Consider the following 23,423-nt stretch of genomic DNA (forward strand, 5'->3'; position numbering starts at 1 on the left):
AATTGAATTTGATAATTAGTTTATAACACTTTTAGGTGGAATTGACTATACAAATTGTTCATATTTGGAACGAAACAATAGGTCAAGATCAATCTGGTATTAATTGGAGTCAATTAACCCTAAATCGTGAATACTTAAAAAATTGCTACAAAATATTATGCAAGGAAACTGGTGTTTTTAAGTTGAATGAAGATGATAGCAACGTAGAAGGGCTGATTATTTATTTTGAAAGTATTTATAAATATTTTTTGGAGGAAGAGTGTGCGGAAAAGGCATTAAGTGTAGTAGAACTGATGATGAAAACAATATCAAAATTCTCTAAAGAAAATAGACGTGAAGTCAACATAAATTTAGATGACACTATAAATGAATTAAATCATAGATTTCTTGAAAACGGTGTAGGTTATCAATATGAAAACGGTCAAATCGTTAGAGTGGACTCTGAGTTTATTCATGCTGAAGCGGTCAAACCCGCTTTACAGTTATTAAGTAACCCTACATACAGAGGTGCTCAAGAAGAGTTTTTAAACGCCCACGAACATTATCGTCATGGTCGTTACGATGCCGCTCTAACAGATTGTCTTAAAGCATTTGAAAGTACCATGAAAATCATACTAGATAAACATGATTGGGAATATGGCAAAAAAGATACTTCAAAGAGGCTTATTGATTGTTGTCTAGCTAATGAACTGATACCAAAATTTTGGACTGATCATTTTAATTCATTAGGTAATATGCTTATCTCAAGCATAGGTACACCTCGAAATAAACTTAGTGGTCATGGCAAAGGTAATGATGAGATAGAAGTTCCTGAACACCTTATTCAGTATGTGCTACACATGACAGCGTCTACGATTGTATTTTTAATCAAAGCAGAAGAAAGGTTAAATAGAATAAACCTAGTATGTAAACCATGAGACATTATTAGTATGAAAGCAGCAGAAAAATATCGCCGTGTCTTTGGCTCGGTGAGTCACTTGAAAGACCAGATATCATGGACGACTGGTCTTACCAATATGGTAGAGTTTTTGGCGTGGGAGCCCAAGCAAATTCTTGGTATCACCAAAAAGCAATATGTACGCCAAATCATTGAGTGGGCTACCCAGCCTGAGCTAGCAGGCAAAAGTGTAGAAGAGATTGAACACGCCATTATCAAAAAGCTCAACGCAAAAATGCATGACACGGAGCAATTAGGAACCTATTCATCCCAAAGAGTTGGCATCTGTCATCCTAGAGAAGCTGTGCGCCGCGTAAAATTCTTTTCTGAAGAGTATCTAAATAAAGAGTTTGATATCTTTTTAAGTTTATGTAGTGATGTCTACTTAGACTCATTTTATCAGCAATTCATCGCCTTTGAACCAAATGGATCATGGTCGACACATGGTAACAGCGGATTGTTTGAGGCAAGCACCGAGCTAAAAGCGATGTATATGGACAACTTGGCCTACAACCATCAGGCGAATGTGCTGGTAGCAAACGAATTAAAATTTAATGGTCGAAAAAACCCAGATCAGCTGCTCAAGTACTGCGTGATGTATGAGCATTTGCTCGAAAAAGGCTTTATCGATAAAGGTGCCAAGTTTTTGTTGTTGTTCATCGGTGGCAGTGAGCTAGAGCACAATAAGCAGCGCTTAGCCGACCGAGAGCTGGCGCTGTGTCACAAAAGACCCAAAAAATATCAGCATCTATTAAGACCAGAGCTGTTAGACATCGTCGATCATCTGCAAGTGGCCAGTATCACGTGGTCAGCATTGATTGCGTTCAATCAGCGCTACTTAGCAGAAAACGAGGTCAGCCAAGTGGAGCAAAAACTATTACGAGGGTTTCATCAAAGCCTGAAGGCAAAATCGTTTATGCATTTAGGCGTTTAATCCTAAAAACTCACGACAATTTCAGGTAGAATAGCCGCCTGTTTTCGCCACATCTATTGACTATTCATGCGTTTAAAATCCCTAAAGCTGGCAGGTTTTAAGTCCTTTGCCAACCCAACGACCTTTACCTTTCGCCATGGTATCACCGCCATTGTCGGGCCAAACGGCTGCGGCAAATCCAATGTGATTGATGCCATACGCTGGGTGCTGGGTGAGACCTCTGCCAAGCAGCTGCGCGGCGGGGCGATGAGCGATGTTATCTTTGCTGGTACGCAAGACAAAACGGCTAAGAGTGTGGCGAGTGTCGAGCTGACCTTTGAGCATACCCAAGATGAGCAAACGGGCATTCGCCATGAGCTTAACTTGTACCAAGAGCTGTCCGTTCGCCGTCAGGTCAATAAAGACGGCCGCTCAGATTACTTTATCAATGGTACGCGCTGTCGTCGCCGCGATGTGGTCGATGTGTTCTTGGGAACAGGGTTGGGCGCGCGTAGTTATGCGGTCATTGAGCAAGGTATGATTGGGCGGATTGTTGAGTCAAGTCCTTTGCAGCTGCGTGAGTTTATCGAAGAAGCGGCTGGGGTGTCGCGCTATCAGGCGCGGCGTGAAGAAACGCAAAAAAAGCTTGAGAAGACAAGAGACAATCTGGCGCGTCTGCACGATATGCAAAGCGAGCTGCTCCGCCAACAAAAGACACTGTCCAAACAGGCAGCGAGCGCGCAGCGTTATGAGGAAATCTCACTAAGCTTGGCTGATATTGAGCAGCAGCTTGCCATTCAGCAGCTCTACCAAGCCAAGCACAATCAGCAGCAGCAAAAAATCATACATGAGCGCAGTACGGCTGAAGTATCGACATTGCAAGCGGATTATGACACGCTAAAAGCGCAACAAGACAAGCTCACCGCTCGTATTAACCAAGAGCAATGGCTCAAAGATGATGCCCAAAGCGCGCATTACGAGCAGCAGCTGAGTTACCAAACTGCCGAGCATCAACTGAGTGATGCCACTGCACAGCTGGCAGCCATTGAGCAGCAACTGTCTCACTTAGCGCAGCAGCGTGAGCAATCACTCGCTGATATCGAGCGGCTTAACACTGAACAAGCTGAGCAGCAGCAAGCATTAGAGAGGTTACGCCCACAGCTCGCTGAGCTGAGCGACAAGCGTGATAACCACAAGCGTCATGAGCAGCCATTGCAGCGCGCGTGGCATGATGCGCAAAACCAGCTGTCACGCTTGCAAGATAAGGCTCGGACGCTTGAGCAGCAGCAGGCGATTAATACCCAAGCACAAAAGCGTCACCAGCAAAGCGATGATAAGTGGCAACGCCGCGCGCAAAATTGGCAAAACCTCTGGCAGCAATTACAGCAGTCTATAGCCCCATCTGCCAGTGCTGTTAGTGCCAGTGCTGATGCAAGTCAGGCAGCGGACGAGCAAGACTTGCATCAGGTGCTAGAAGAGCAAGTCGCTAAGCTGAGCAAACAGCTACAGCAGATTGAGCGTCAGCAAGAAGGGGTGGATGAACGTCTGTCTGAGATACAGCCGCAAGCGCATCATTTGCAGCAGCGACTGAACACGCAGCAACGCGAGCTGAGCGATGATGAAAAACGTCATGCGTTACTGGCAGGTGAATACGACACTTTGCATCAGATATTGCATCCAAAACCTATATCAAACTCTCAAAACAAAGCAGCTGCAACAAATAACACCGATAGTGGCGCTGTAAATACGCAGCAATTGGCTATTACGACGCTGCGTGAACAGATTGAGCTGAGCGCGACAGGCCAAGCGCACGCACAGCTACTCGATAGTGTTTTAGCGTTATGGCTAGATAGCCATGTATTAATTGCAAGCCGTGCTGACCATGTGAATGATGCGGATCAAAAAGCCAATAGTTTGAGTTCGTGGCAAGCACTTGAAGATGACATTACTGATTTAATTACTTATCAAACCATACAAAACACCTCAGCCAGTACAAAAGAAAAAACACTAGCAACGGGTCATAGCCTATGGTTGCCTGCGAAGCAAAATAAAACCAGAGACAGTGCCTTTATCAGCGATTTGCCAGAGAGCTTAACTGATAAAGTATTGCCATTATCACAGCTGATTGCGCAGCCTGTGCTTGCGCTATGGCAGCAGTGTTATCTATACACAGCGCAGTTTGAGTCTACTAGTGAGCATGATATTAACGTGTTTGCCGATGTCTTAAAGTCATTACCGTCATCAGCGCTTCTACTGACTGCTGATGGTTGGGTCATTAGTTGTCAAGGCACGCTTAATTTGAGTAAGCTTGCGGGCGCGCAAGACGATCAAAGCGAGGGCAGCAGTCAGTTTCTCACCCAGCGTTTGGCGCAGCGCACGCGTTTGCAAACGCTAGAGGACCTGCTCGGTGAGCTAGAGTTGAGCATCGACAATCAGCAAAAATCCATCGCAAAACACCAGCGCGATTATGATGCGTTGATAGTCAGTTTGGAAGAAACGCGCGCCCAAGCTGAGCAATTAACCCGTGATAAGCATAAATACCAGCAGCAACTGACGACCGATCGCGCCAACGCTGAGCGCTTGCAAGCAGACAGCCAACGCCTAAATGCTGACAAAGTGACGCTTGAGCAAGAAAAGCAAGAGCTTGCGCATGAGGCGCAGACACTTCTTCATGAGCAGCAGGATATCGAACGCGAGATCGCCACACTCACGCCGCAAATAGCAGAGGCACGAGCGACCAATCAGCAATTACAATCTGAGCGCAGCGAGCTAAACCGCGCACGTCAAGCCGTCGATGAGGCTTGGCAGGCGTTACAGCTACGTATTCAGCAGCATGAGATGCGCCTAGAGCATAGCGTTAGCAGTCTGGCTCGTGCAACCGAGCAATATGATAAGTCATTAGAGAATGAGCAGAGTCTACAGGCGCGCCATGATAAGCAGCAGAGCACATTACCAACGTTGCAAGCCGCATTGCATAGCGCACAGACAACGCGCGATGAGCAGCAAGCGTTATTGAGTGAGCGTGATAGCGCGCTCACGGCACTAAAACAAGCGTATGCTGAGCAGCAGACGGCATTTGATACGTTGCAAAATACCTTGCAGAAGCAGCAAAGCGAACTTGCACAGCATGCAACTGAGTTAGCATTAAGTGCCGCGCGTTTGGAGGATGCCAGTTCACATACACAAAGCGCTCTAGATGCTTATACTCAAGTGAGTGAGAAGTACAAAACGAAAGCAGAACAGCCTCAACAAACCATGAGTGTCTCAAACTTGCTGGCAGACTTTATCGCTCATGATCGCCGTGTGCGCCCAGACAAAATCGCTGAGCTTGCGTCCGAGCGCGCCAAGCTTGCGCAGCAATTAAGTAAGATTGGCGCTGTCAATCTTGCTGCTGTCGCGGAGTTGGCCGAGGTCAATGAGCGCTTGGAGCCACTTGCGCAGCAGACCACCGATATCGCCGCCAGTATGCAGACATTGACTGAAGCGATTGCTTCGATCGATGAGACGACCAAGACGCTATTTATGCAGACGCTCGATGCGGTCAATAATGAGCTGGCCAATTTGTTTGCCAAAGTCTTTGGCGGCGGGCAAGCCAGTCTGACGTTGAACACAGACGAGATGCCAGCCAATACGCCAAAGTCGGAGCAATGGCGGGCAGGGCTTACCTTGATGGCGCAGCCAAAAGGCAAGCGCAATAGCCGCTTAGCCGTACTCTCTGGCGGTGAAAAAACGCTGACCGCATTGAGCCTGATTTTTGCGATATTTAAGCAGCATCCTGCTCCGTTCTGCGTGCTTGATGAGGTCGATGCGCCGCTTGATGATGCCAATGTTGCGCGTTTTACTAGCCTCATTCATGAGTTGGCAGATGACTTGCAGTTTATCTTTATCAGTCATAATAAACTCACGATGCAGATTGCCGATGAGCTAAAAGGCATCACCATGCCAAGCGCCGGTATTTCTACCCTAGTCAGTGTGTCGCTCGATGAAGCCGCGCGTTATGTAGAGAGCTAAGACCAAAAAAGCCAAATTAAAAGCGCTATGAGAATCAAAGCGATGCAAATATAATCAATCCATCGGCATAAATACAAATATGCTTGACCTCAGTCCAGCATACTGGTTATAAAGTACACAATGTGGTGACGACATGGGTCAGCCATGCTAGAATATTGCCATTTATGCTCGTTTGTGTATTCCCTTTTGTTATATATACTAGGATGTATTTATCATGACCGCTATTCAGTTTGTATTGATTGCCATTGCCGCGTTTATCGTGCTCGCAGGGCTGTTTATGGTCATTCGCAGTTTTAAGCGCCGTAATGGTGCTGAAGCTGCTGCGGTCAATTATGATAAAAACGGTATTCCCATCATACCGCGTCATGAGCGCAATATCGTTGATCAGCCAGACTTTGATGATACGGTTGCTGGCGAGACGAGCATTGGCCCTGACCGCACTTATCTGAATGCTGTCGTTGAAGAAGAGCCATTGACGCAGACTCATACTAACGTTGATGCCCAGCTGACTGCTGAGCGTGACACTATGGCAGATGAAGATCATGACGTCGTCGACAATGAGGACTATGCGCGCTGGCAAGAAGAGCAAGGTCGCGCTGATAACGCTGAGTTTTTAGAGGCGGCTGAGCAGATGCATATCGAGCAAGAGCCTGATGCATTCTCTAGCCTCATGTCGGCAACAGATAGTTTGATGCCATCGATTGACACGGTAGAAGAACCAAGCTTTGACAACAACAGCCCGATACTTGATCAGCATTTATCAGAATCAGGTGATGACGCGCAAAACGGTCCTTTGATCAATGCCAAAGACAACATCAACATCACCATCTTGCCGCACCAATATCGCGATCGCCCAACCGCGATTATCCGTGGTCATGATCTGCTAGCATTGATTGATAAATATGGTCTACGCTATGGCGCGATGAATATGTTCCATCGCTATGAGCAAAAAGACGGCACGGGTATGCTGTGGTTTAGTATGATGGGTATCACCGACAATGGTATCGCGCCCTTTGATCCGCATAGTGTCGCGACCAACACGTATAACGGCATCGTTATGTTTTTATCATTGCCACATCCTCAAGCCGTGCGCAGCTTCGATAGCATGATGAGCATTGCTTATATGATGGCAAGCGATCTTGACGCGATTATGCTCGATGAAGAGAACCAACCAATCACGCCTGAATACAAGCAGCAGCTACGTAATCAAGTTCGTGATTATGAAGGCTAAAAGCTTAAAGGCGAATAGCTCGAAGGCTAAGTAAATCAACTGCTAAAAACAATTATAGAGTGTTAAAAAGGCAAATAGCGATTCACGTTATTTGCCTTTTTTAATGGGCTATAGTTTCTGAAAAGATCTAGAGTCGGTTCAAGATAATTTAGATACGAGGAAGGTGAGTGAAAGTACTACACATAGTAGACTGAGCGAGCCTGACACAGTAGCTGATTTATATAGGATTGGCTATATCCGAGCCTCCTGTAAACTTGTTATCATATCGTCATCTTGAATGACAAAAAAGACACCGACTATGACTGACGCCACCTCACCAAATAATTCTAAAAACCTATCTGCTCAAGTACAAAGTGCAACATCCAGTATAGCCAGTTCGGCCAATGACGGCACAAATAATAATGCAGAAATTGTCTCGCAAATGCGCACGCTTATCGAGTCGATAAAAACGCACAACTACGCCTACTATGTACTAGATAATCCAATCTTAGAAGACAGCGAATACGATCAATTGCGCCGCTCGCTGCTTGAAATCGAAGAAGAATATCCAGATTTGGTTCAGCCAGATAGCCCAATCAATCAAGTCGGCGATATGCCGCTATCGGCCTTTACCCAAGTCACGCATGACATCCCGATGCTATCGCTGGGCAATGTCTTTGAATACGATGATTTGCGTGACTTTATGCGCCGTGTCAATGATCGTCTTAGCGACTCGCAGCAAAACCCTGAATATGAAATGGAGCTAAAACTCGATGGATTGGCCGTTTCATTAAAATATGAGCACGGCAAATTCGTCCAAGCGGTCACGCGCGGCGATGGGCAGACGGGTGAAGACATCACTCAAAATGCCAAAACCATTCGCAATTTGCCATTATGGATAGCGGATGCGGCTGATATCGAGCTATTAGAAGTGCGCGGCGAAGTACTGATGCCCAAGGCAGGGTTTGAGCGTCTCAATCGATTGGCAGAAGAGAATGAGGGCAAAACCTTTGCCAATCCACGTAATGCCGCCGCTGGTAGCTTACGTCAGCTAGATCCCGCCATAGCCGCCAGTCGTCCACTGGCCTTTTACGGTTATTCGGTCAATCAAGGACTGCCTGAAAATATCGACACCCAATCAGGGGCGCTGGTATGGCTCACCGAGCTTGGCTTCACCGTCAGCGCTGTAGAAGTGGTCGCCAATCCACGCGCCGCGCAGACTTATTATGAGTCAGTGATAGAAAGTCGTGCCGATTTGCCATTTGAGATTGATGGTATGGTGATTAAGGTCAATAGCCTTGCATTACAGCAGCAGCTCGGCTTCTTATCCCGTGAGCCGCGCTGGGCAACCGCTTATAAGTTCCCTGCCGAAACCGTCATGACGCGTCTCAACGATATCGAATGGCAAGTCGGACGGACAGGGCAAATCACCCCAGTCGGTAAGCTTGAACCTGTCAAAGTCGGCGGCGTCACCGTCAGCAATGTCACCTTGCATAACTTTGGTGAGATTCAGCGTCTGGACGTGCGTGCAGGCGATATGGTCAGCGTCCACCGCGCAGGCGATGTGATACCCAAAGTCACCCGCGTTTGGGTAGACCAGCGCCCCGCAGACAGTAAACCTGTCACCCTACCAAGCGCGTGCCCTGTCTGTCATTCACCCGTCATCTTGCCCGAGGGCGAAGCCTTAGCCCGCTGCACAGGCGGACTGTATTGCCCAGCGCAGCAGACCGAGGCGCTGATTCACTTTGTTTCACGTCGTGCTATGGATATCGATGGGCTTGGTGAGCGCTGGCTGATTAGCTTTTTTGAGCACGGACTCATCAAGACCGTCGCTGATATCTATCAGCTGCACAAGCACACCGATGATTTGATTAACTTTGAAAAGCTGGGCGAAAAGTCGGTCAATAATATCCTTGCCGCCATTGAAGCGAGCAAACACACCACCCTTGCGCGCTTTATCTACGCGCTCGGCATTCGCGGTGTAGGCGAGAGCACCGCGCAAAACCTCGCGCAGCAGTTTGGCGAGCTTGCCCCCTTGATGCAGGCGGACATCGACGCGCTACTACAGACCCCCGACGTGGGCGCAATTACCGCCGAGCTGGTACATGAGTTTTTCCACGCCCCGCACAATATTGAGGTGATCGACGCGCTACAGGCAGCGGGCGTGCATTGGGACACGGTCGAGGCGGTCTCGGCAGATGGCTTGCCGCTCGATGGGCAGACGTGGGTTATCACCGGTGCGCTCGATAGCATGGCGCGTGATGAAGCCAAAGCCAAACTGCAAGCACTAGGCGCAAAAGTCTCAGGCAGTATCTCCGCAAAAACCACTGCGCTACTGGCAGGGGATAAGGCTGGCTCTAAGCTGACCAAAGCCGAAAAGCTCGGCGTTAAGATAGTGGGTGAGGAAGAGTTTTTGGCGATGGTTGGGGAGTAGGGTATGAATACTGATGACATGAAAGGTCTAGACGAAGAAACTCGTAAAGATGTTGAAGAGTTATTAAAAGTTACGCGTAAGAAAGATGGAACAAAGGCCTATGCAATAGCACAGTTCGAAATACAAGACTATAGGATGGCTAATAAGCAATATGATTTAAGTATAAAGACTTTGCAAAAGATAAAAGAAAGTGATGATAAAGAATATAGTCAGCTCAAAATAAAATTGTTATGGTTAGGGCAAACATCATAAAACAATTTGGATAAGTCGTTTTCCATCCAGCCTTGGCGTAGAAACTTCACTTGTGCCCATTTTTTCTCGATAGGATTCAGATCAGGGCTGTACGGCGGCAGCCAAAGAATACGATGACCATGTCTATTCAGTAGCTTTTGAATACGCCTGCTCTTATGAAATCTGGCGTTATCCATCACAATCACGCATTTGGTTTTAAGACTTGGGATTAGCGTGAATTTGCACCAGTGGTAAAATATGTTGCTGTTAATGTTGTGCTTAAAGTAATCTAGGGCAAACAGCATCTTGTTATACAGAGCACCGATAACATTGGTTCGCTTTTTACCTTGCCAGTTGTAGCGATCAATACAAGGCTTACCAATAGGCGCGTAACCATGGGAACGAATGGTTTCAGCCTCAAAGCCACTTTCATCCATATAGACAATAGGATAGCCTTGCTGCATAAAGCTATTAAGCTTACTGTGGTATATCGCTCTTTTTATCGGACATGCCTTTGGATGCTCTAAGGTCTTTTTTTTGACTGATGCCTAGGCGCTTTAGGGCATGATAAATGCCTGTTTTACTACAGTTTAGACGACGTGCTCGCTCATACTGGTAATCATCAGGATGCTCTTTGACATCATTAAGTAGCACGTCATCTGGTATTTTATAGGGTTTGGTTTGTCTGGTTGTTTTACTATGAACACGTCTCTTCCAGTTTTGTATGGTGGTTGGGCTGAGGTTATAGAATTTAGCTGCCTCGGCAAAGGTCATACCCTCGTCTAAGCTTTTTAGTACTTGTTTGCGGAAATCTAGTGAGTAAGTCATGGTCTTTATAATAACAATTGGGTTTGATAATTAGTTTATAACATTTTTAAGTAGGATTGACTATACTACGAGTTAGCTAAATTAAATATAGCTGTCATAGAATACAATTATAAGAATGAATTAAATGGAGCTTGTAAAAAAGTAGTAGAGCTTTTAGAAAAAACAGCTGGGTAAATAGAGTTACAAGAAAATATGCTTTTTTATTTGCAAAAGATTATTTGTCAAAAGGTAAATATGAAAAATCTATTCAATTGTTTAAATTGATTAGCATTGCTTATTCGTATGAGTCTAATTGTTATGGAAAGATATATAAATTGATGTTAGATTCTAAAACTATAAAGTTAGGTGAATACTTTCTAGAGCTTTTAGATAAAACATTATCAGTAGTCAATATTTTAAAATTAGACTTCAAGAAGTTATCAGATATAGAAAAATCTCCAGAAAGAAAGTTAGCTCACTACACTGGTACATATACAACAGAAAAACTGCTACATATGGACGAAGAGCAAACAAAGCCAAGTGCATTTCGTCTCAATACTATCAATAATGTTAATGATCCAAGTGAAGGTCAATTGCTTTTAAACTATTTGAAAGGGGTAAAAGAAACTTCATTTTATGCGCCGGACTTCGATGAGAAGTTACATGCTTTTGTCAGTTGTTTTACTTTTAATCACGATAGTCTTAACCAGTTTAGATTATATGGCAAACAAGACAATAAGGAAGCTTCTGGAATTAGTTTAGTATTTAACCAAAACTTCTTTCAAGAACATAATCCTGCTATAGGATTGTCTTACGTAGCATTTAAAGGTGATTTGCAAAAAACTGATACGGCTTCTATTAAGCAAGGTGCTATTGAGGTACCAGAAGACAAAGCTTTTGAAAAATCTTTCGAAGGAATTAAAGAACAGCCTGTAATGAGATGTGTCTATATTGATCCTACTTCAGATTATATCCATTTAGCTCAACGTAATCGTTTAACTTTTTTTCGGGAATTTGGTCATAATATCTTAGAAGGTGGCAGTACAACCGAAGCTGAATTTGAATGGAATAAGTATAAAGAATATATTGAAATAAAAACTGATGAGTTCAAAAAAGCATTTGTAGAATTAAAAAAGATTTATGGAAATGCCATTGAAGAAAGAGGCAATTTGAAAGGTATGGGTAAAGAAGATATGGAAGAGATAGATAGTCTGTTGGAGATGATTATTCTACCTTTGAAATATTTGATTAAACATTCAGCTTTTCAAGAAGAGCAAGAATGCCGTATGGTATATATCACCTCACTTGATGACCCTAAAGTAAAAATGAATTTTGGCAAATTTCTATATGTGGAGTACGAACCAGAGGTAAAAGCCCATTTAGACAAAATTTATATCGCGCCTGCTGCAACACAATATCAACCTTATTTAGCGAAACTACTTTGTGATACTAATGTAAAAATTGAGCCATCAAACAACCCCTATCGTCAAAATTAATATCTTTTAGTAGCATGGATACGAACCAAAACCAACCACTTTATCATTAAACCTAACAAAGGTAACAAGACTGATTCAGATCGTCCTTACCGATACTTATAAGATAATAGTCACAGTCATAAGAAAAATTATGATCAAAAAGCGAATAAGGAAAACGTAAGGAGCGCGTTATGGCAGACAATACTAATAATAAATCTAATACCGACACTATAGACACCAGACATAGCCCGCAAGCACAGCATCTCATCGACACTCTACAAGGCGAGCATATCCAAAAGAAGGGCGGGCAGTCTGCCGTCATCTTTCGTATGGTGATGCCAGATCATTTATGCCCGTTTGGCCTCAAGTCAATCGATGCGCTCAAGCACGCAGGCTACGACATCATTGATCGCCATATCACGACCCAAGATGAGAATACATTGGTCAAAGAGACGCTTGGGGTCAAGACCACGCCGCAGACCTTTATCAATGGCAAGCGCATTGGCGGCAATGATGATCTGCAAGTATTTTTGGGCAATTAAGAACCCGAGACAGACGACACCACGTACGCGCCGATAGTAATGTACCACTGGGCGCGATCTCTTTAACCGAAAACGTCATGATGTTCGGTATGGGTGGTTATATGCTGATTCGCGCTTTATTATAATCAAGTGGTTTGATGATGCATAACCGATACATCGAGCTACTCCGTCATTTCCCCATGCGCCTTAGCATCCCCTTTTTTGCCATCAGGTTTGATTACGATAGGTAATATCAACCCTTTGGCAAAGTCGTCTGATAACACATAGTCATAGCGACTGGCAGCGACATTGGGCGTGGTATGAATGACCAGTGTCATCTCGTTACCATCGGTCAGCTCATGTGAGACATAGGTTTCGCTCAGCTGATCCAAGGCTTTGGATAGCGCTTCGTTACTTGCCATACTGATAGTGAGGTTGTGCTGCGCTGTCGCCGCGTCCACATCGAAGTACTCTGCATAGTCACGGACGTTTTGACTATCGATTGCAAATGGATACTTATAGTTGGTGGGATCGGCAGGCTTTGTCCCGCTATCGACTAATGACCAATCTATCTGATCGGCTGCGGGTGTTGACGAGTCTGATGCGGTCGCCGCTGTTTCGGCGGCTGGATCAGGAGTTTTGACGCTATCGTCGCAGCCTGTTAGCGTCCACATACTAGCAGTTGCCATTACCATCATCGTTATCAGACGCGTCGCCATCGGGTTATCCTTTTTACTATTGATCATCATTAATTGGTGCTAAAGGCTATTTTGACAGGTTTCCTGATAGTTCTCTAGCGAAATGAGACAAACAAGTCATGGTTATAGAAATATCAGACAGACAAGATTTATAAAAAGCACGCATAAAAAAAACAGCCACTCTAAGGCGACTGTTTTATTTTTTGATAGAGCGCTGCTTATCTTTGATTGATTAGAGTTGGCAGTTTACTTTATATTCTTGACCGCTTGCCCATTTCATTGCAAAGATTCCTTTGTCACCTTTCATGTGCCACGCATAGACCGCTTTTGGGTTTGAGTCGTTGACATAGCTTGCGACGTCGCCTTTTACATCACCGTTTAAGACGAGCTTTTGCTCTGTCCATTTTACTTTAGGTAAGGTGGCATTGAGCATGACTTGTTTTTTGTTAATAGACTGCTTTGCCATGATGGTGCTGCCATCGGTACAGGTATATGGGGCTGCTGCCATGCGGTCATAAGCGGCAGTGACTTTTTCTGGTGCAGGGGTATCAGTCGTCTCTGGCGTGGTAGAGGCAGTCGTGGCACAAGCGCTCAGTAAGGCAAGTGCAGGTAGGGCAGTTGCAATTTTAGTGATGGTATTCATCATCCTCTCCAAAGTATTACTGGTGTCATTTACTTGTTCTTAATAATGCGTTTAGCATATGAGGCTTATAGTAGCGAAAACGAAGTATTGCCGTGTTAGAAATTGTTCATTACCTATTAGCTTCGTTACCCAATCACTGACAAATGTAACTTACCATCACCAGCCTATTGAAAGATAAACGATAATCATTTGAATTTTTATTCATTAATAAGTCAGATAAAAAAGCACCTATCAACTGAGCGCTGATAGGTGCTTTTTTATGAGTTTAATACGGCCTACGTTTAGTTCATGTTTCTATACTATTCATATTATTAAAACTACTTCTTATCAAGCTATTTGGTTTTGCGCGGTGGCAGACCTGTATGCTGAGTTTGGAAATTGCCTTTGCTGACTTTTTTCTTGGTATTTTTGCCGACCGTATTTTTGCTTGTGCCAGCACGGTTTGCAGCGTTGTTGTTTGACGAGTTGTTGCTACGCTTCACCGAGTCATTACCAAGGCGACTGTTCTTTTTGCGTGCTGACTGATAGCTGTCTTGCGCCGCATCACGTCCCTCTAAGTGCGCGTTAAATGGCGGAATCAAGCAGCCACGGTTTTTGCCAATCAGATCACTACGCCCCATGTCTTGTAGCGCTTTACGTAGTAGTGCCCAGTTTTTTGGGTCGTGATAGCGCAAGAATGCCTTGTGCAATTTACGCTGTTTGCCCGATTTGACGATGGTCACATCGCCTTGCTCGCGGTTGATTTTGTGCAGTGGGTCTTTGTGCGAGTGGTACATGGTGGTCGCGGTTGCCATCGGACTTGGATAAAACGCCTGTACTTGGTCCGCGCGAAAGCCATTGCGTTTGAGCCACAGCGCAAGGTTCATCATATCTTCATCGGTGGTGCCAGGGTGCGCGGCGATAAAGTAAGGGATGAGGTACTGCTCTTTGCCCGCCTCGGCACTAAAGCGCTCGAACATGGCTTTGAACTCATCATACGTGCCCATGCCAGGCTTCATCATTTTTGACAATACGTTGTCTTCTGAGTGTTCAGGGGCGATTTTTAGATAGCCACCGACGTGGTGCGTGACCAGCTCTTTGACGTATTCAGGATCTTTAACCGCCAAATCATAACGCAAACCAGAGGCGATAAGGATTTTTTTCACGCCTTTGATATCACGGGCTTTGCGATACAGTTTGGTCAAATTACTGTGATCGGTCAGCAGGTTTTCGCAGACATCAGGATAGACGCAAGACGGTTTACGGCAGTTTTTCTCAATCGTCTCGTCTTTACAGCTCAGACGATACATATTGGCCGTTGGCCCACCAAGATCAGAGATCACGCCAGTGTAGTTGGGTGCAGTATCACGAATGGCTTCGACTTCACGCAAGATTGAGTCTTCTGAACGGTTTTGGATAATACGGCCTTCGTGCTCAGTGATCGAGCAGAAGGTGCAACCACCAAAACAGCCGCGCATGATATTGACCGAAAACTTGATCATGTCATAAGCAGGGATGCGCGCATCGCCATAGCTTGGGTGCGGCAGACGCGCATAGGGCAGGTCAAACACATAATCCATCTCTTCAGTCGAGAGTGGAATCGGTGGTGGGTTCAGCCAGACATCGATAGAAGTATGCGAGTTACCTGCACCGCTACTATGACGCTGCACCAGCGCGCGAGCGTTACCCGGATTGGTCTCTAAATGTAAGATACGGTTGGCATGCGCATAAAGCACAGGGTCAGATTTGACATGCTCATAGTCAGGCAGACGAATCACCGTTTGCTCACGTGGGGGCATTTTGATTTTATGCTTGCGGGCGGTTTTTGGCTTATTAAACGCATTGTCAAAGCCGCGCATCTGTACCACTTGGGTATCAGTATCCACTTGGTCGGCATTAATGATTTTGTCAGTGACTGGCTCAGCGACAAAACCCTGATATTGTGATGACATAGATGACGGCATGGCTTGCCCGACAGGCGAGTCCGATGGTTTGTTCTGCTCAATTGAGCAGCTATCAACGTCTTCGGTCATGACATACGGGTTGATGATCGGATCGACACGGCCAACGGTATCGACATCGTTACTGGCGACCTCAGTCATATCCGCTTGCCAATGACGACGCGTTGGGGTCAATAAATACGCTGTACCACGTAGCTTACTCATTTGCTCAAAGCTATAGCCTTTCGACAGACCATGTACCACATCGACGATGGCGCGCTCAGCATTACCATACAATAAGACATCCGCACGCGCATCGAGCAAAATACTACGGCGCACTTTGTCTGACCAATAGTCATAATGCGCGATACGGCGTAAGCTGCCCTCAATACCGCCCAAGATAATCGGGACATCAGGATAGGCTTCACGGCAGCGCTGGCTATAGACGATAGCCGCGCGGTCAGGGCGCTTATTAGCGACGTTGCCAGGAGAGTAGGCATCATCACTACGGATTTTACGATCGGCGGTATAGCGGTTGATCATACTATCCATATTGCCAGCGGTCACGCCGTACGCATAGACAGGTTTGCCAAGCTCCATAAAGGCGTCTTTGCTCTTCCAATCAGGCTGCGCGATAATACCGACGCGAAAGCCTTGTGACTCAAGCAAGCGACCGATAATCGCCATACCAAAGCTTGGGTGATCGACATAGGCATCGCCTGAGACGATGATAACATCGCAAGCATCCCAGCCCAAATCGTCCATTTCTTTGCGGCTCATCGGCAGATAAGGCGCAGGCTCGTAGCAGCTCGCCCAGTGTTTGTCATAATCATAAAGTGGCTTGGTGCCTTGTTTAAAGGCAGTGCGGGCGATGGTATCGGCAGACATGGGCGGACCTGTTAATTAGAAAATGGCACTAAAAATACACCCCTTATTCATCATTGATAATAAAGGCTGATTTAAAAGTGCTCATTTTAACATGAATCACCTTCACTATGCGACCTATTCTATGAGTGGTGATTGCCGATAAGTTATTGATAGCGCGAGATAAACTGCTTATGCAAAGTGAGCGACTAGCCCAACCAAACAATGGCAAAAATGATTTCAGCAGAACCGTCACATTGTCGCAAGCATGGTTGTTAAAGTGCAGTTATCAAAGTATGGGTTTGGTCAGTACTAATCATTTGTTTTCTCATGTTTGTTAGCTGTTCTGATTTTCATCCATAGCTTTTGGCATAGCTTTTGCTCCAACCCCGTTAGGGCTTATTTGTGTGCATTCATGAGTGAAAATGGTGCACCGATAAAAATTGAACGGATAGATAAGTGTTTGGAGATAAAATGAGAACATCATCTGTTGGGCTGAATGCGATAAAAGGGCTACTAAGAACATTACTGCACAAGATACTTATGCTGGGGACGCTATTGTTTGGCACGATTGCCAGTGCACAAGCGGCCGCGGCTGACACATTGACGGTGGCGCAGCTACTCGAATATCAAAATATCGCTTGGATTATTTGGGGCGGGGTTTTGGTGTTCTTTATGCAGGCAGGTTTTGCGCTACTTGAGAGCGGCTCCGTGCGTGCCAAGAACGCGGTAAACGTGATGATGAAAAACTACACCGACATGTGTATCGGTGGTCTGGCGTTTTATTTGGTGGGTTTTGGGCTAATGATGGGTACTAATCATTCGGGGTTTGTCGGTACCGATCATTTTATGCCAGTCAATCTATCCAATATGGACTGGGCGCTGATGTTCTTTCAGATGATGTTTGCGGCGACAGCGGTGACCATCGCGAGTGGTGCCATGGCAGAGCGTGTCTCGTTTATCGGCTATGCAGTCGCCGCTTGCTTGATCTGTTTATTTATCTATCCTGTGTTTGCCAGCTGGGTCTGGGGTGGGTATTTTGGCGGGTCAGGGTGGCTAGCTGAGCTTGGTTTTATTGATTTTGCTGGTTCGACCGTGGTGCATTCTATCGGGGGCTGGTTGGCACTGGCAGGCATTTTGGTCATTGGGCCAAGATTGGGGCGCTTTGCCCCTGATGGTACGCCAAGACTCATCGCAGGTCACAACATGACGCTATTGGCGCTTGGCGGGTTTATCTTATGGTTTGGTTGGTTCGGCTTCAATGCTGGATCGACATTATCTATCACTGGAAATATTGGCTTGATTGCCGTCAATACTTTTATCGCTGCGGTCAGTGCGGTGGTGAGCTACATGCTGATTGCTCGGACAATGAGCAAAGCCATTTTGCTCAGTGATAGTGTCAATGCCAGTTTGATTGGTTTGGTGTCTATCACGGCAGGCTGTGCCACGACGACGCCTGTTTTCGCCGTTGTCATCGGTGCCATCGCCTCTGTGGTCTATATTTTATCCACGCAAGCATTATTGAAGCTCAAAATAGACGACGTGGTATCAGCGGTGGCAGTGCATGGATTCGGCGGTGCATGGGGCACACTCGCGGCTGGATTGTTTTATACAGGGGACTTATTTAACTTATCACGGCTGGGCGTACAAGCGCTAGGCGTGGGCGTGGCGTTAGCTTGGGGACTGGGGTTGGGTCTTGTGATGTATAAGCTGATTGATCTAAGCTTTGGGTTAAAGGCCAGCCGCTTACATGAGCAGCGTGGCCTTGATTATACCGAGCATGCCGAGCTCGGCTATCCTGAATTTCAAAAGCAGATGTTCGATGCGAAAAGCCTAACAGAGCGGCATTTATAGGAGAGAACTGATGAATATTGATACTCAATCCGTCGACCAAACCGTGTCTGCGATGGCAGAGGTGCTGTCAGAGTATTTACATCCTGAAGAGGTGCGCCTGCTCAAGAGGCAGTGGCAACAGTACTCAACTGTCTCTGTCAAAATGATGCAGCAGTGTGTGTTGGATGCGACAAGGCGCTATCCTGAACTACAAGATCACAAATCTAAAATTCGTAAAGGCTTTTGGGCTACGTTGCAAGTGGATAGTCAGCAGTCAGTGGAGTCTGACAGTCACAATGGCCATAACGAGACAATCAATGCACCCGTACCTATCTCTGAGCCCGTTCTCGCATTTTATACCGTGATAGAAGCGCTGCGCAGTCAGCTAACGGTAGCAGACAGTCGCAGCTTTTTTCATAGTATGCACCAAACTGTTTCGCAAGAACGCACCTTCAAAGGGCACCACATCAATATCAATCAATTTTTGGAAGGTAATCGTCCACCTGTACCGGACAATGAGCACCTGTTAAATAATCTGATGCAGCTTGCCTACGTGTGCTTGTGCGATATTACTGGTCCTGTAGAGGCAGATGAGATACTGTTTCAAGCGGCACAAACGGCCAAGCAAAGTTATCCAAAAGCCATTGTTGAAAAGTTATTTTAACCTATCAAGTGAGCACGTTACGAGCAAGTACGGATATCGCCTCGTAACGTACCTTATGGTTTCAGGTGAGTCAGTGCGCTGTCTGATAGCTTTTAATTATCTAATAATTGAAGCGGGAAAGTCACCACATCAAATGCAAGGGCAAAGGGCAGCAGCACCAGTTTTTGTGCGCTATTTGGTCCATGACGGTTTGTGTTTTTTTGCTGCGTTTGAGTATAAAAGCTTACCGTATAAGGCTTGGTTAGAGCGCGATAATTTGACTGAATCAAGCTTAAATTACTCACTTGCGGATATATGGCACCTTTCACGGGGACATTAAAACAAAAACGCTGGGCACCAATACGTTGATCACTGGCTGAGGTACACTCTCGGGCATTATTTTGTAAAAAGAACTGATAATCTGAGCGTCCAAACTCGTCTTTTAATTTGGCGTAAGAAAGCTTCATCTCCCCTTGGAAATATCCATCGTTATTGGGGACATAAAAACTCATGTCATTGTCAACGTGGATGTCTTTTTGTGTCAGATTGCTGAGCAAACTGATCATCTCAGTCCCACCTTGGGTAAGTACGTAGCTGTTTTTTTCACCAACGATAACCATCGTCGCATTTGGCGTTTTTGGTAATGCCTGCGCCGGACGGCCAAAAGCGATCACTTGATCTTCTGACAATGTCTGCTTGGTCGTGATGATATGGTCATTACTTTCTAGCAATGAGCTGGTCGCGCAGCCTGATATTGCAAGCATTGAAGAAGTCAGCAAAGTCCCTTTTACCAAAGCTTTTGGGCTTATATGCTTTAGTATGTTATACCTGCTGTTTATTTTATGAGGGTAGTCTGGTTGATAGGTCATGATCAGGCTTCCTTGTCTACTTCGATGAATAAAAATTGCTAATATTATCCAACTTATGTTAGTTTTTTACAAGTTTTGAATGCAGTTTAAACACTAATTATTAATAAAAAAGCTGATACCAACTCAACTAATACAGGTAGATGTATTTAGTCTAAGGTAATCTTGGTTCCACTCTTGGTAAAGTTCATCACAAACTGACTTTTAAAATTGCGTACATTATTTTCGTAAGTCAGCAAGCTACGGGTGAACTGGTGGTAGTCGCTCATGTTTTTGGCATTGACCATCAGCATAAAATCAAAATCGCCCGAGACTTCATAACAGCTCATCACCTGTGTTTGCGAATCCATCAAACGCTCAAACCGGCGCTGCATTGATGTGTTGGAGCGCTCCATTTCTATCATCACCACTGCGGTCAGACCGTAACCCACTTTATTAGGATTAACGATGGCGACTTGCTTGGTAATCACGCCGCTATCTATCAATGCTTGAATGCGACGCTGAGCCGTCGCAACAGACACATGCACTCGTTCTGCGACAGTTTTAAGCGGTAATGTCGCATCGTCTTGCAATAAATTCAAAATAGCTTTATCAGTGCTGTCTAGGATATGGCTCATGATAATGTACCCTCATTAATTATGATTATTAGGTTTTCGATTATAAATATTATCACTAATAATTTAAATTTAAGAAAATAGTTATTTATATGACATTATTTTGATAAATTTATCCATAAATACATTTTTATAGAGATAATATATCAAAGCACTCTAGTAAAATAGACCGTACCAATCAGAGCTGCTTTAAAAAAAGAGCGAGTAATTGTTTTTTTATCATCTACTAATAACTACGGTGCTTATCATGTCTATCTCAATGCTCTCCAATGTATTCGCTAATGCGCTAGCAACCACTACTTCACGTTTGCCATTGCCTGCGATTTGGACGACTGGTAACACGCAGCAGCGCACGCTGATGTTGGGAGTGTCATTTGCCATCTTATCCAATATTTTGTTTGGTGTACTCTATGCGTATAGCAGCTTTCTGACGCCTTTGTCAGGCACACAAGTGTTTATCTGGCGTATGCTGTCAATGTGGGCGGTGTTGGTTGGCTACTTATTGATAAGTGGACGGCTAGGCATGCACATCGATAAATTGCGTGCTTTGCACTCGATCAAACAGTGGGTTTGGCTGCTACTACCTACGCCGATATTTTTGAGTCAGCTTTGGCTATTTATGTGGGCACCGGTCAATGGGCAAGGTGTACAAACCGCCATGGGCTATTTTTTGTTTCCACTCATGATGGTGGTGTTCGGTTGCCTGCTGTTTGGCGAAAAGCTCAGTCGTCTACAGTGGCTTGCGGTCGCATTTGCGGCGGTAGGGGTGTTTAGTGAAATCATTCGTACGCAGAGTGTTTCTTGGGCGACATTGTGGGTGTGTGGTACTTATCCGATATATTATATCGTGCGTAGACTCCAAGGCATTGACGCCATCACTGGTATGCTGGTCGATCTGACATTGTTTGCCCCATTTGCGCTTGGTTACTTGTACTTTTTTGCATCTAGCAATTTGGTGATGGTAGCAGGGTCTGGATTTTTGATCATGATGTTAGTTGGTCTTGGCGTTTTGAGCATCTTAGCAATGAAAACCAATATTGATGCCAGCCAAATGCTACCCGTCAATGTCTATGGCATGATGAGTTATATAGAACCTGCTTTGCTATTTATATTGGCGGTGACGGTGCTCGGTAATCCGTTTGAATCAGCGATGATCTATAGTTATGGGTTGATCTGGTTAGGTATTTCTTGTTTGATTGCTCATGGGATAAAGCAGCTTCGAGCTCGTAAAAGTGTGCCATCATCAATCAAGGGGCAGGTCGCGTAAGCGGCTAGTAGGGTAGTTAATGAGTATTGTCAGTCACGAGTATTAACAGTTGATAAGTATAGTGGATCCAATTTAAAAATGTTATAGCGTTACTGGTATAAATTTTCCTTGCGTGCTGTATATACAGAGGCTGTGAAAAATTCATCCCAGTAGCGCTTTGGAACTTATGACAGTTTTGTTTTGAACTGACTATATAAGCATTAATAAGGTACAAAAAAGGACGGCTCTATATTTACTGAGCCGTCCTTTTTTGACATTTAGATTAAATAACACTTAATCTAAGTGTTGTTTAAAGCCACGCTGCTTATCACGTTCCCAATCGCGATCTTTTAACGTCTTACGTTTGTCATGCAGCTTTTTACCTAATGCGAGGCCAATTTGGCATTTCACCAGCGAGTTTTTCCAGTAGCAAGACAGCGGTACGCAAGCGTAGCCTTTTTGATTGATTGCTCCAGACAGTTTTTCGATTTCACGACGATTGAGCAGCAGTTTACGGGTACGAATACTGTCTGGACTAACGTGCGTAGAGCTCGATAGTAATGGCTGAATGTGCGCACCAAATAAGAAAGCTTCGTTATTGCGAAATATGACGTACGCTTCAGTGATGGTCATTTTTCCTGCACGAATGGCTTTGACTTCCCAGCCTTGCAATGCCAATCCCGCTTCAAAGGTTTCTTCGATAAAATATTCATGACGCGCTTTTTTATTGGCGCAAATCTGATTATCAGGTTTTTTTGATTTTTTTGACATAATTTCTCCATAAGGATTGCCTAAAAACACAGGCGCCTTATTTGACCAGTCCTACTAATTCCTCATCTTAACCCATTCAATGGTATTGAATTTTATTTGGATTATAAGTCAGATGAGTCGAACCGCCTATTGTATCAAAGCCTCTGGTGAAAAGGTAAATCGGCTGTTAGGACAAATGTAGCAGATAAGTATTAAGTTTGAGCAAAATTTGCTAGCATATGGCCTAATATTACCGATTATATTAGCCATGCTATGAGCCATTCTATTTCTCCTAATTCCTCAAAGCTACACACCAAAATTCTATATCCTGGTACGTTTGATCCCATTACCAATGGTCATGTGGATTTGGTGACACGCGCAACCAAGCTCTTTGATGAGGTTGTGATTGCGGTTGCCTCGGGGCATCATAAAAAACCTCTATTTAATTTTGAAGAGCGCGTTGCTTTAGTCGAAACCGTATTTGCCGATTTGCCGCAAGTCTCGGTGATTGGCTTTGAAGGGTTGCTCGTTGATTTTATGCGCGAAAAACACGCCACCGCCGTGCTGCGCGGGCTGCGAGCGATGTCCGATTTTGAGTACGAGTTTCAACTGGCCAATATGAACCGCGAGCTTGATGAAAACTTTGAAGCCGTATTTTTGACCCCCTCTCAGAACTATTCATTCATCTCATCGACCATGATTCGTGAAATTGCCAAACTCGGTGGCGATGTCAGTAAATTTGTCCCACCTGGTGTGTTGCAAGCTTTTGACAAAAAGTTAAATAGTAACTAAAAGATGCTGCATCAAA

General features: G+C 45.0%; 20 protein-coding genes. 12 read left to right on the top strand and 8 right to left on the bottom strand.

Going from position 1 to position 23,423, the window contains the following annotated elements; all coding sequences use genetic code 11:
• The first annotated feature begins 41 nt into the window (after window positions 1-41).
• The 6 genes from CUR83_RS02745 (at window position 42) to CUR83_RS02770 (ending at window position 9,757) form a co-directional block, all read left to right on the top strand.
• Window positions 42-917 (top strand): STM4504/CBY_0614 family protein, encoded by an 876-nt coding sequence (locus CUR83_RS02745; protein WP_071002315.1) that lies wholly within the window; start codon window positions 42-44, stop codon window positions 915-917.
• 12 nt (window positions 918-929) lie between these two features.
• On the top strand, window positions 930-1,871 hold the full coding sequence (locus tag CUR83_RS02750; RefSeq protein ID WP_284719032.1) for a hypothetical protein: 942 nt from the start codon (window positions 930-932) through the stop codon (window positions 1,869-1,871).
• Between the two features lie 66 nt (window positions 1,872-1,937).
• Window positions 1,938-5,861, top strand: coding sequence for an AAA family ATPase (locus CUR83_RS02755; RefSeq protein WP_284719033.1), 3,924 nt, complete (start codon window positions 1,938-1,940; stop codon window positions 5,859-5,861).
• Window positions 5,862-6,075: 214 nt separating this feature from the next.
• Window positions 6,076-7,092 (top strand): cell division protein ZipA, encoded by a 1,017-nt coding sequence (locus CUR83_RS02760; protein WP_284719034.1) that lies wholly within the window; start codon window positions 6,076-6,078, stop codon window positions 7,090-7,092.
• Window positions 7,093-7,390: 298 nt separating this feature from the next.
• A complete protein-coding gene (ligA, locus tag CUR83_RS02765) occupies window positions 7,391-9,505 on the top strand; it encodes an NAD-dependent DNA ligase LigA (RefSeq protein ID WP_284719035.1) in 2,115 nt (704 codons plus the stop codon).
• A gap of 3 nt (window positions 9,506-9,508) precedes the next feature.
• Window positions 9,509-9,757 (top strand): hypothetical protein, encoded by a 249-nt coding sequence (locus CUR83_RS02770; RefSeq protein WP_284719036.1) that lies wholly within the window; start codon window positions 9,509-9,511, stop codon window positions 9,755-9,757.
• Here the strand turns inward: CUR83_RS02770 and CUR83_RS02775 are convergent.
• Both CUR83_RS02775 and CUR83_RS02780 read right to left on the bottom strand, forming a co-directional pair.
• Window positions 9,715-10,239 carry an IS630 family transposase gene (locus CUR83_RS02775; RefSeq protein ID WP_342213130.1) on the bottom strand — a complete coding sequence of 175 codons (525 nt, stop codon included), beginning with the start codon at window positions 10,237-10,239 and terminating at the stop codon, window positions 9,715-9,717. The genes CUR83_RS02770 and CUR83_RS02775 overlap by 43 nt on opposite strands.
• Complete coding sequence (locus CUR83_RS02780; protein WP_284719037.1) at window positions 10,214-10,564, bottom strand: IS630 transposase-related protein; 351 nt, start codon at window positions 10,562-10,564, stop codon at window positions 10,214-10,216. Before CUR83_RS02780 ends, CUR83_RS02775 begins: the two co-directional genes overlap by 26 nt.
• A gap of 317 nt (window positions 10,565-10,881) precedes the next feature.
• Here CUR83_RS02780 and CUR83_RS02785 point away from each other — a divergent pair, with 317 nt between their 5' ends.
• Entirely contained in the window at window positions 10,882-12,039 is a 1,158-nt protein-coding gene (locus tag CUR83_RS02785; protein WP_284719038.1) for a hypothetical protein, read from the top strand.
• A 170-nt stretch (window positions 12,040-12,209) separates the two neighbouring features.
• A complete protein-coding gene (locus CUR83_RS02790) occupies window positions 12,210-12,560 on the top strand; it encodes a glutaredoxin domain-containing protein (protein WP_284719039.1) in 351 nt (116 codons plus the stop codon).
• Between the two features lie 161 nt (window positions 12,561-12,721).
• On the opposite strand, the gene CUR83_RS02795 is transcribed toward CUR83_RS02790, so the two are convergent.
• The 3 genes from CUR83_RS02795 to CUR83_RS02805 form a co-directional block, all read right to left on the bottom strand.
• Window positions 12,722-13,258, bottom strand: coding sequence for a hypothetical protein (locus CUR83_RS02795; RefSeq protein ID WP_284719040.1), 537 nt, complete (start codon window positions 13,256-13,258; stop codon window positions 12,722-12,724).
• Between the two features lie 211 nt (window positions 13,259-13,469).
• Entirely contained in the window at window positions 13,470-13,880 is a 411-nt protein-coding gene (locus CUR83_RS02800) for a hypothetical protein (protein WP_212563912.1), read from the bottom strand.
• Window positions 13,881-14,212: 332 nt separating this feature from the next.
• Window positions 14,213-16,687: a YgiQ family radical SAM protein gene (locus tag CUR83_RS02805; protein ID WP_284719041.1), complete on the bottom strand. Its 2,475-nt coding sequence runs from the start codon at window positions 16,685-16,687 to the stop codon at window positions 14,213-14,215.
• A gap of 519 nt (window positions 16,688-17,206) precedes the next feature.
• Here CUR83_RS02805 and CUR83_RS02810 point away from each other — a divergent pair.
• Together CUR83_RS02810 and CUR83_RS02815 are read left to right on the top strand one after the other, a co-directional pair.
• Window positions 17,207-18,517, top strand: coding sequence for an ammonium transporter (locus CUR83_RS02810; RefSeq protein WP_425301320.1), 1,311 nt, complete (start codon window positions 17,207-17,209; stop codon window positions 18,515-18,517).
• A gap of 10 nt (window positions 18,518-18,527) precedes the next feature.
• Window positions 18,528-19,160: a hypothetical protein gene (locus CUR83_RS02815; protein WP_071002306.1), complete on the top strand. Its 633-nt coding sequence runs from the start codon at window positions 18,528-18,530 to the stop codon at window positions 19,158-19,160.
• A 92-nt stretch (window positions 19,161-19,252) separates the two neighbouring features.
• Here the strand turns inward: CUR83_RS02815 and CUR83_RS02820 are convergent, their stop codons facing one another.
• Both CUR83_RS02820 and CUR83_RS02825 read right to left on the bottom strand, forming a co-directional pair.
• Window positions 19,253-19,903 (bottom strand): YidX family protein, encoded by a 651-nt coding sequence (locus CUR83_RS02820; RefSeq protein ID WP_071003693.1) that lies wholly within the window; start codon window positions 19,901-19,903, stop codon window positions 19,253-19,255.
• Between the two features lie 251 nt (window positions 19,904-20,154).
• On the bottom strand, window positions 20,155-20,622 hold the full coding sequence (locus tag CUR83_RS02825; protein ID WP_071002305.1) for an Lrp/AsnC family transcriptional regulator: 468 nt from the start codon (window positions 20,620-20,622) through the stop codon (window positions 20,155-20,157).
• A 244-nt stretch (window positions 20,623-20,866) separates the two neighbouring features.
• Here CUR83_RS02825 and rarD point away from each other — a divergent pair, with 244 nt between their 5' ends.
• Window positions 20,867-21,886 carry an EamA family transporter RarD gene (rarD, locus tag CUR83_RS02830; protein WP_284719042.1) on the top strand — a complete coding sequence of 340 codons (1,020 nt, stop codon included), beginning with the start codon at window positions 20,867-20,869 and terminating at the stop codon, window positions 21,884-21,886.
• A 273-nt stretch (window positions 21,887-22,159) separates the two neighbouring features.
• Here rarD and smpB read toward each other — a convergent pair whose 3' ends face one another.
• The gene (gene smpB, locus CUR83_RS02835) at window positions 22,160-22,636 is read right to left on the bottom strand and encodes an SsrA-binding protein SmpB (RefSeq protein ID WP_071002304.1); all 477 of its coding nucleotides are present in this window, start codon (window positions 22,634-22,636) and stop codon (window positions 22,160-22,162) included.
• Between the two features lie 252 nt (window positions 22,637-22,888).
• Here smpB and coaD point away from each other — a divergent pair, with 252 nt between their 5' ends.
• Window positions 22,889-23,407, top strand: coding sequence for a pantetheine-phosphate adenylyltransferase (gene coaD / locus CUR83_RS02840; RefSeq protein ID WP_071002303.1), 519 nt, complete (start codon window positions 22,889-22,891; stop codon window positions 23,405-23,407).
• Window positions 23,408-23,423 lie beyond the last annotated feature (16 nt).

Source organism: Psychrobacter pocilloporae (assembly GCF_029872915.1).
GTDB lineage: Bacteria > Pseudomonadota > Gammaproteobacteria > Pseudomonadales > Moraxellaceae > Psychrobacter > Psychrobacter pacificensis.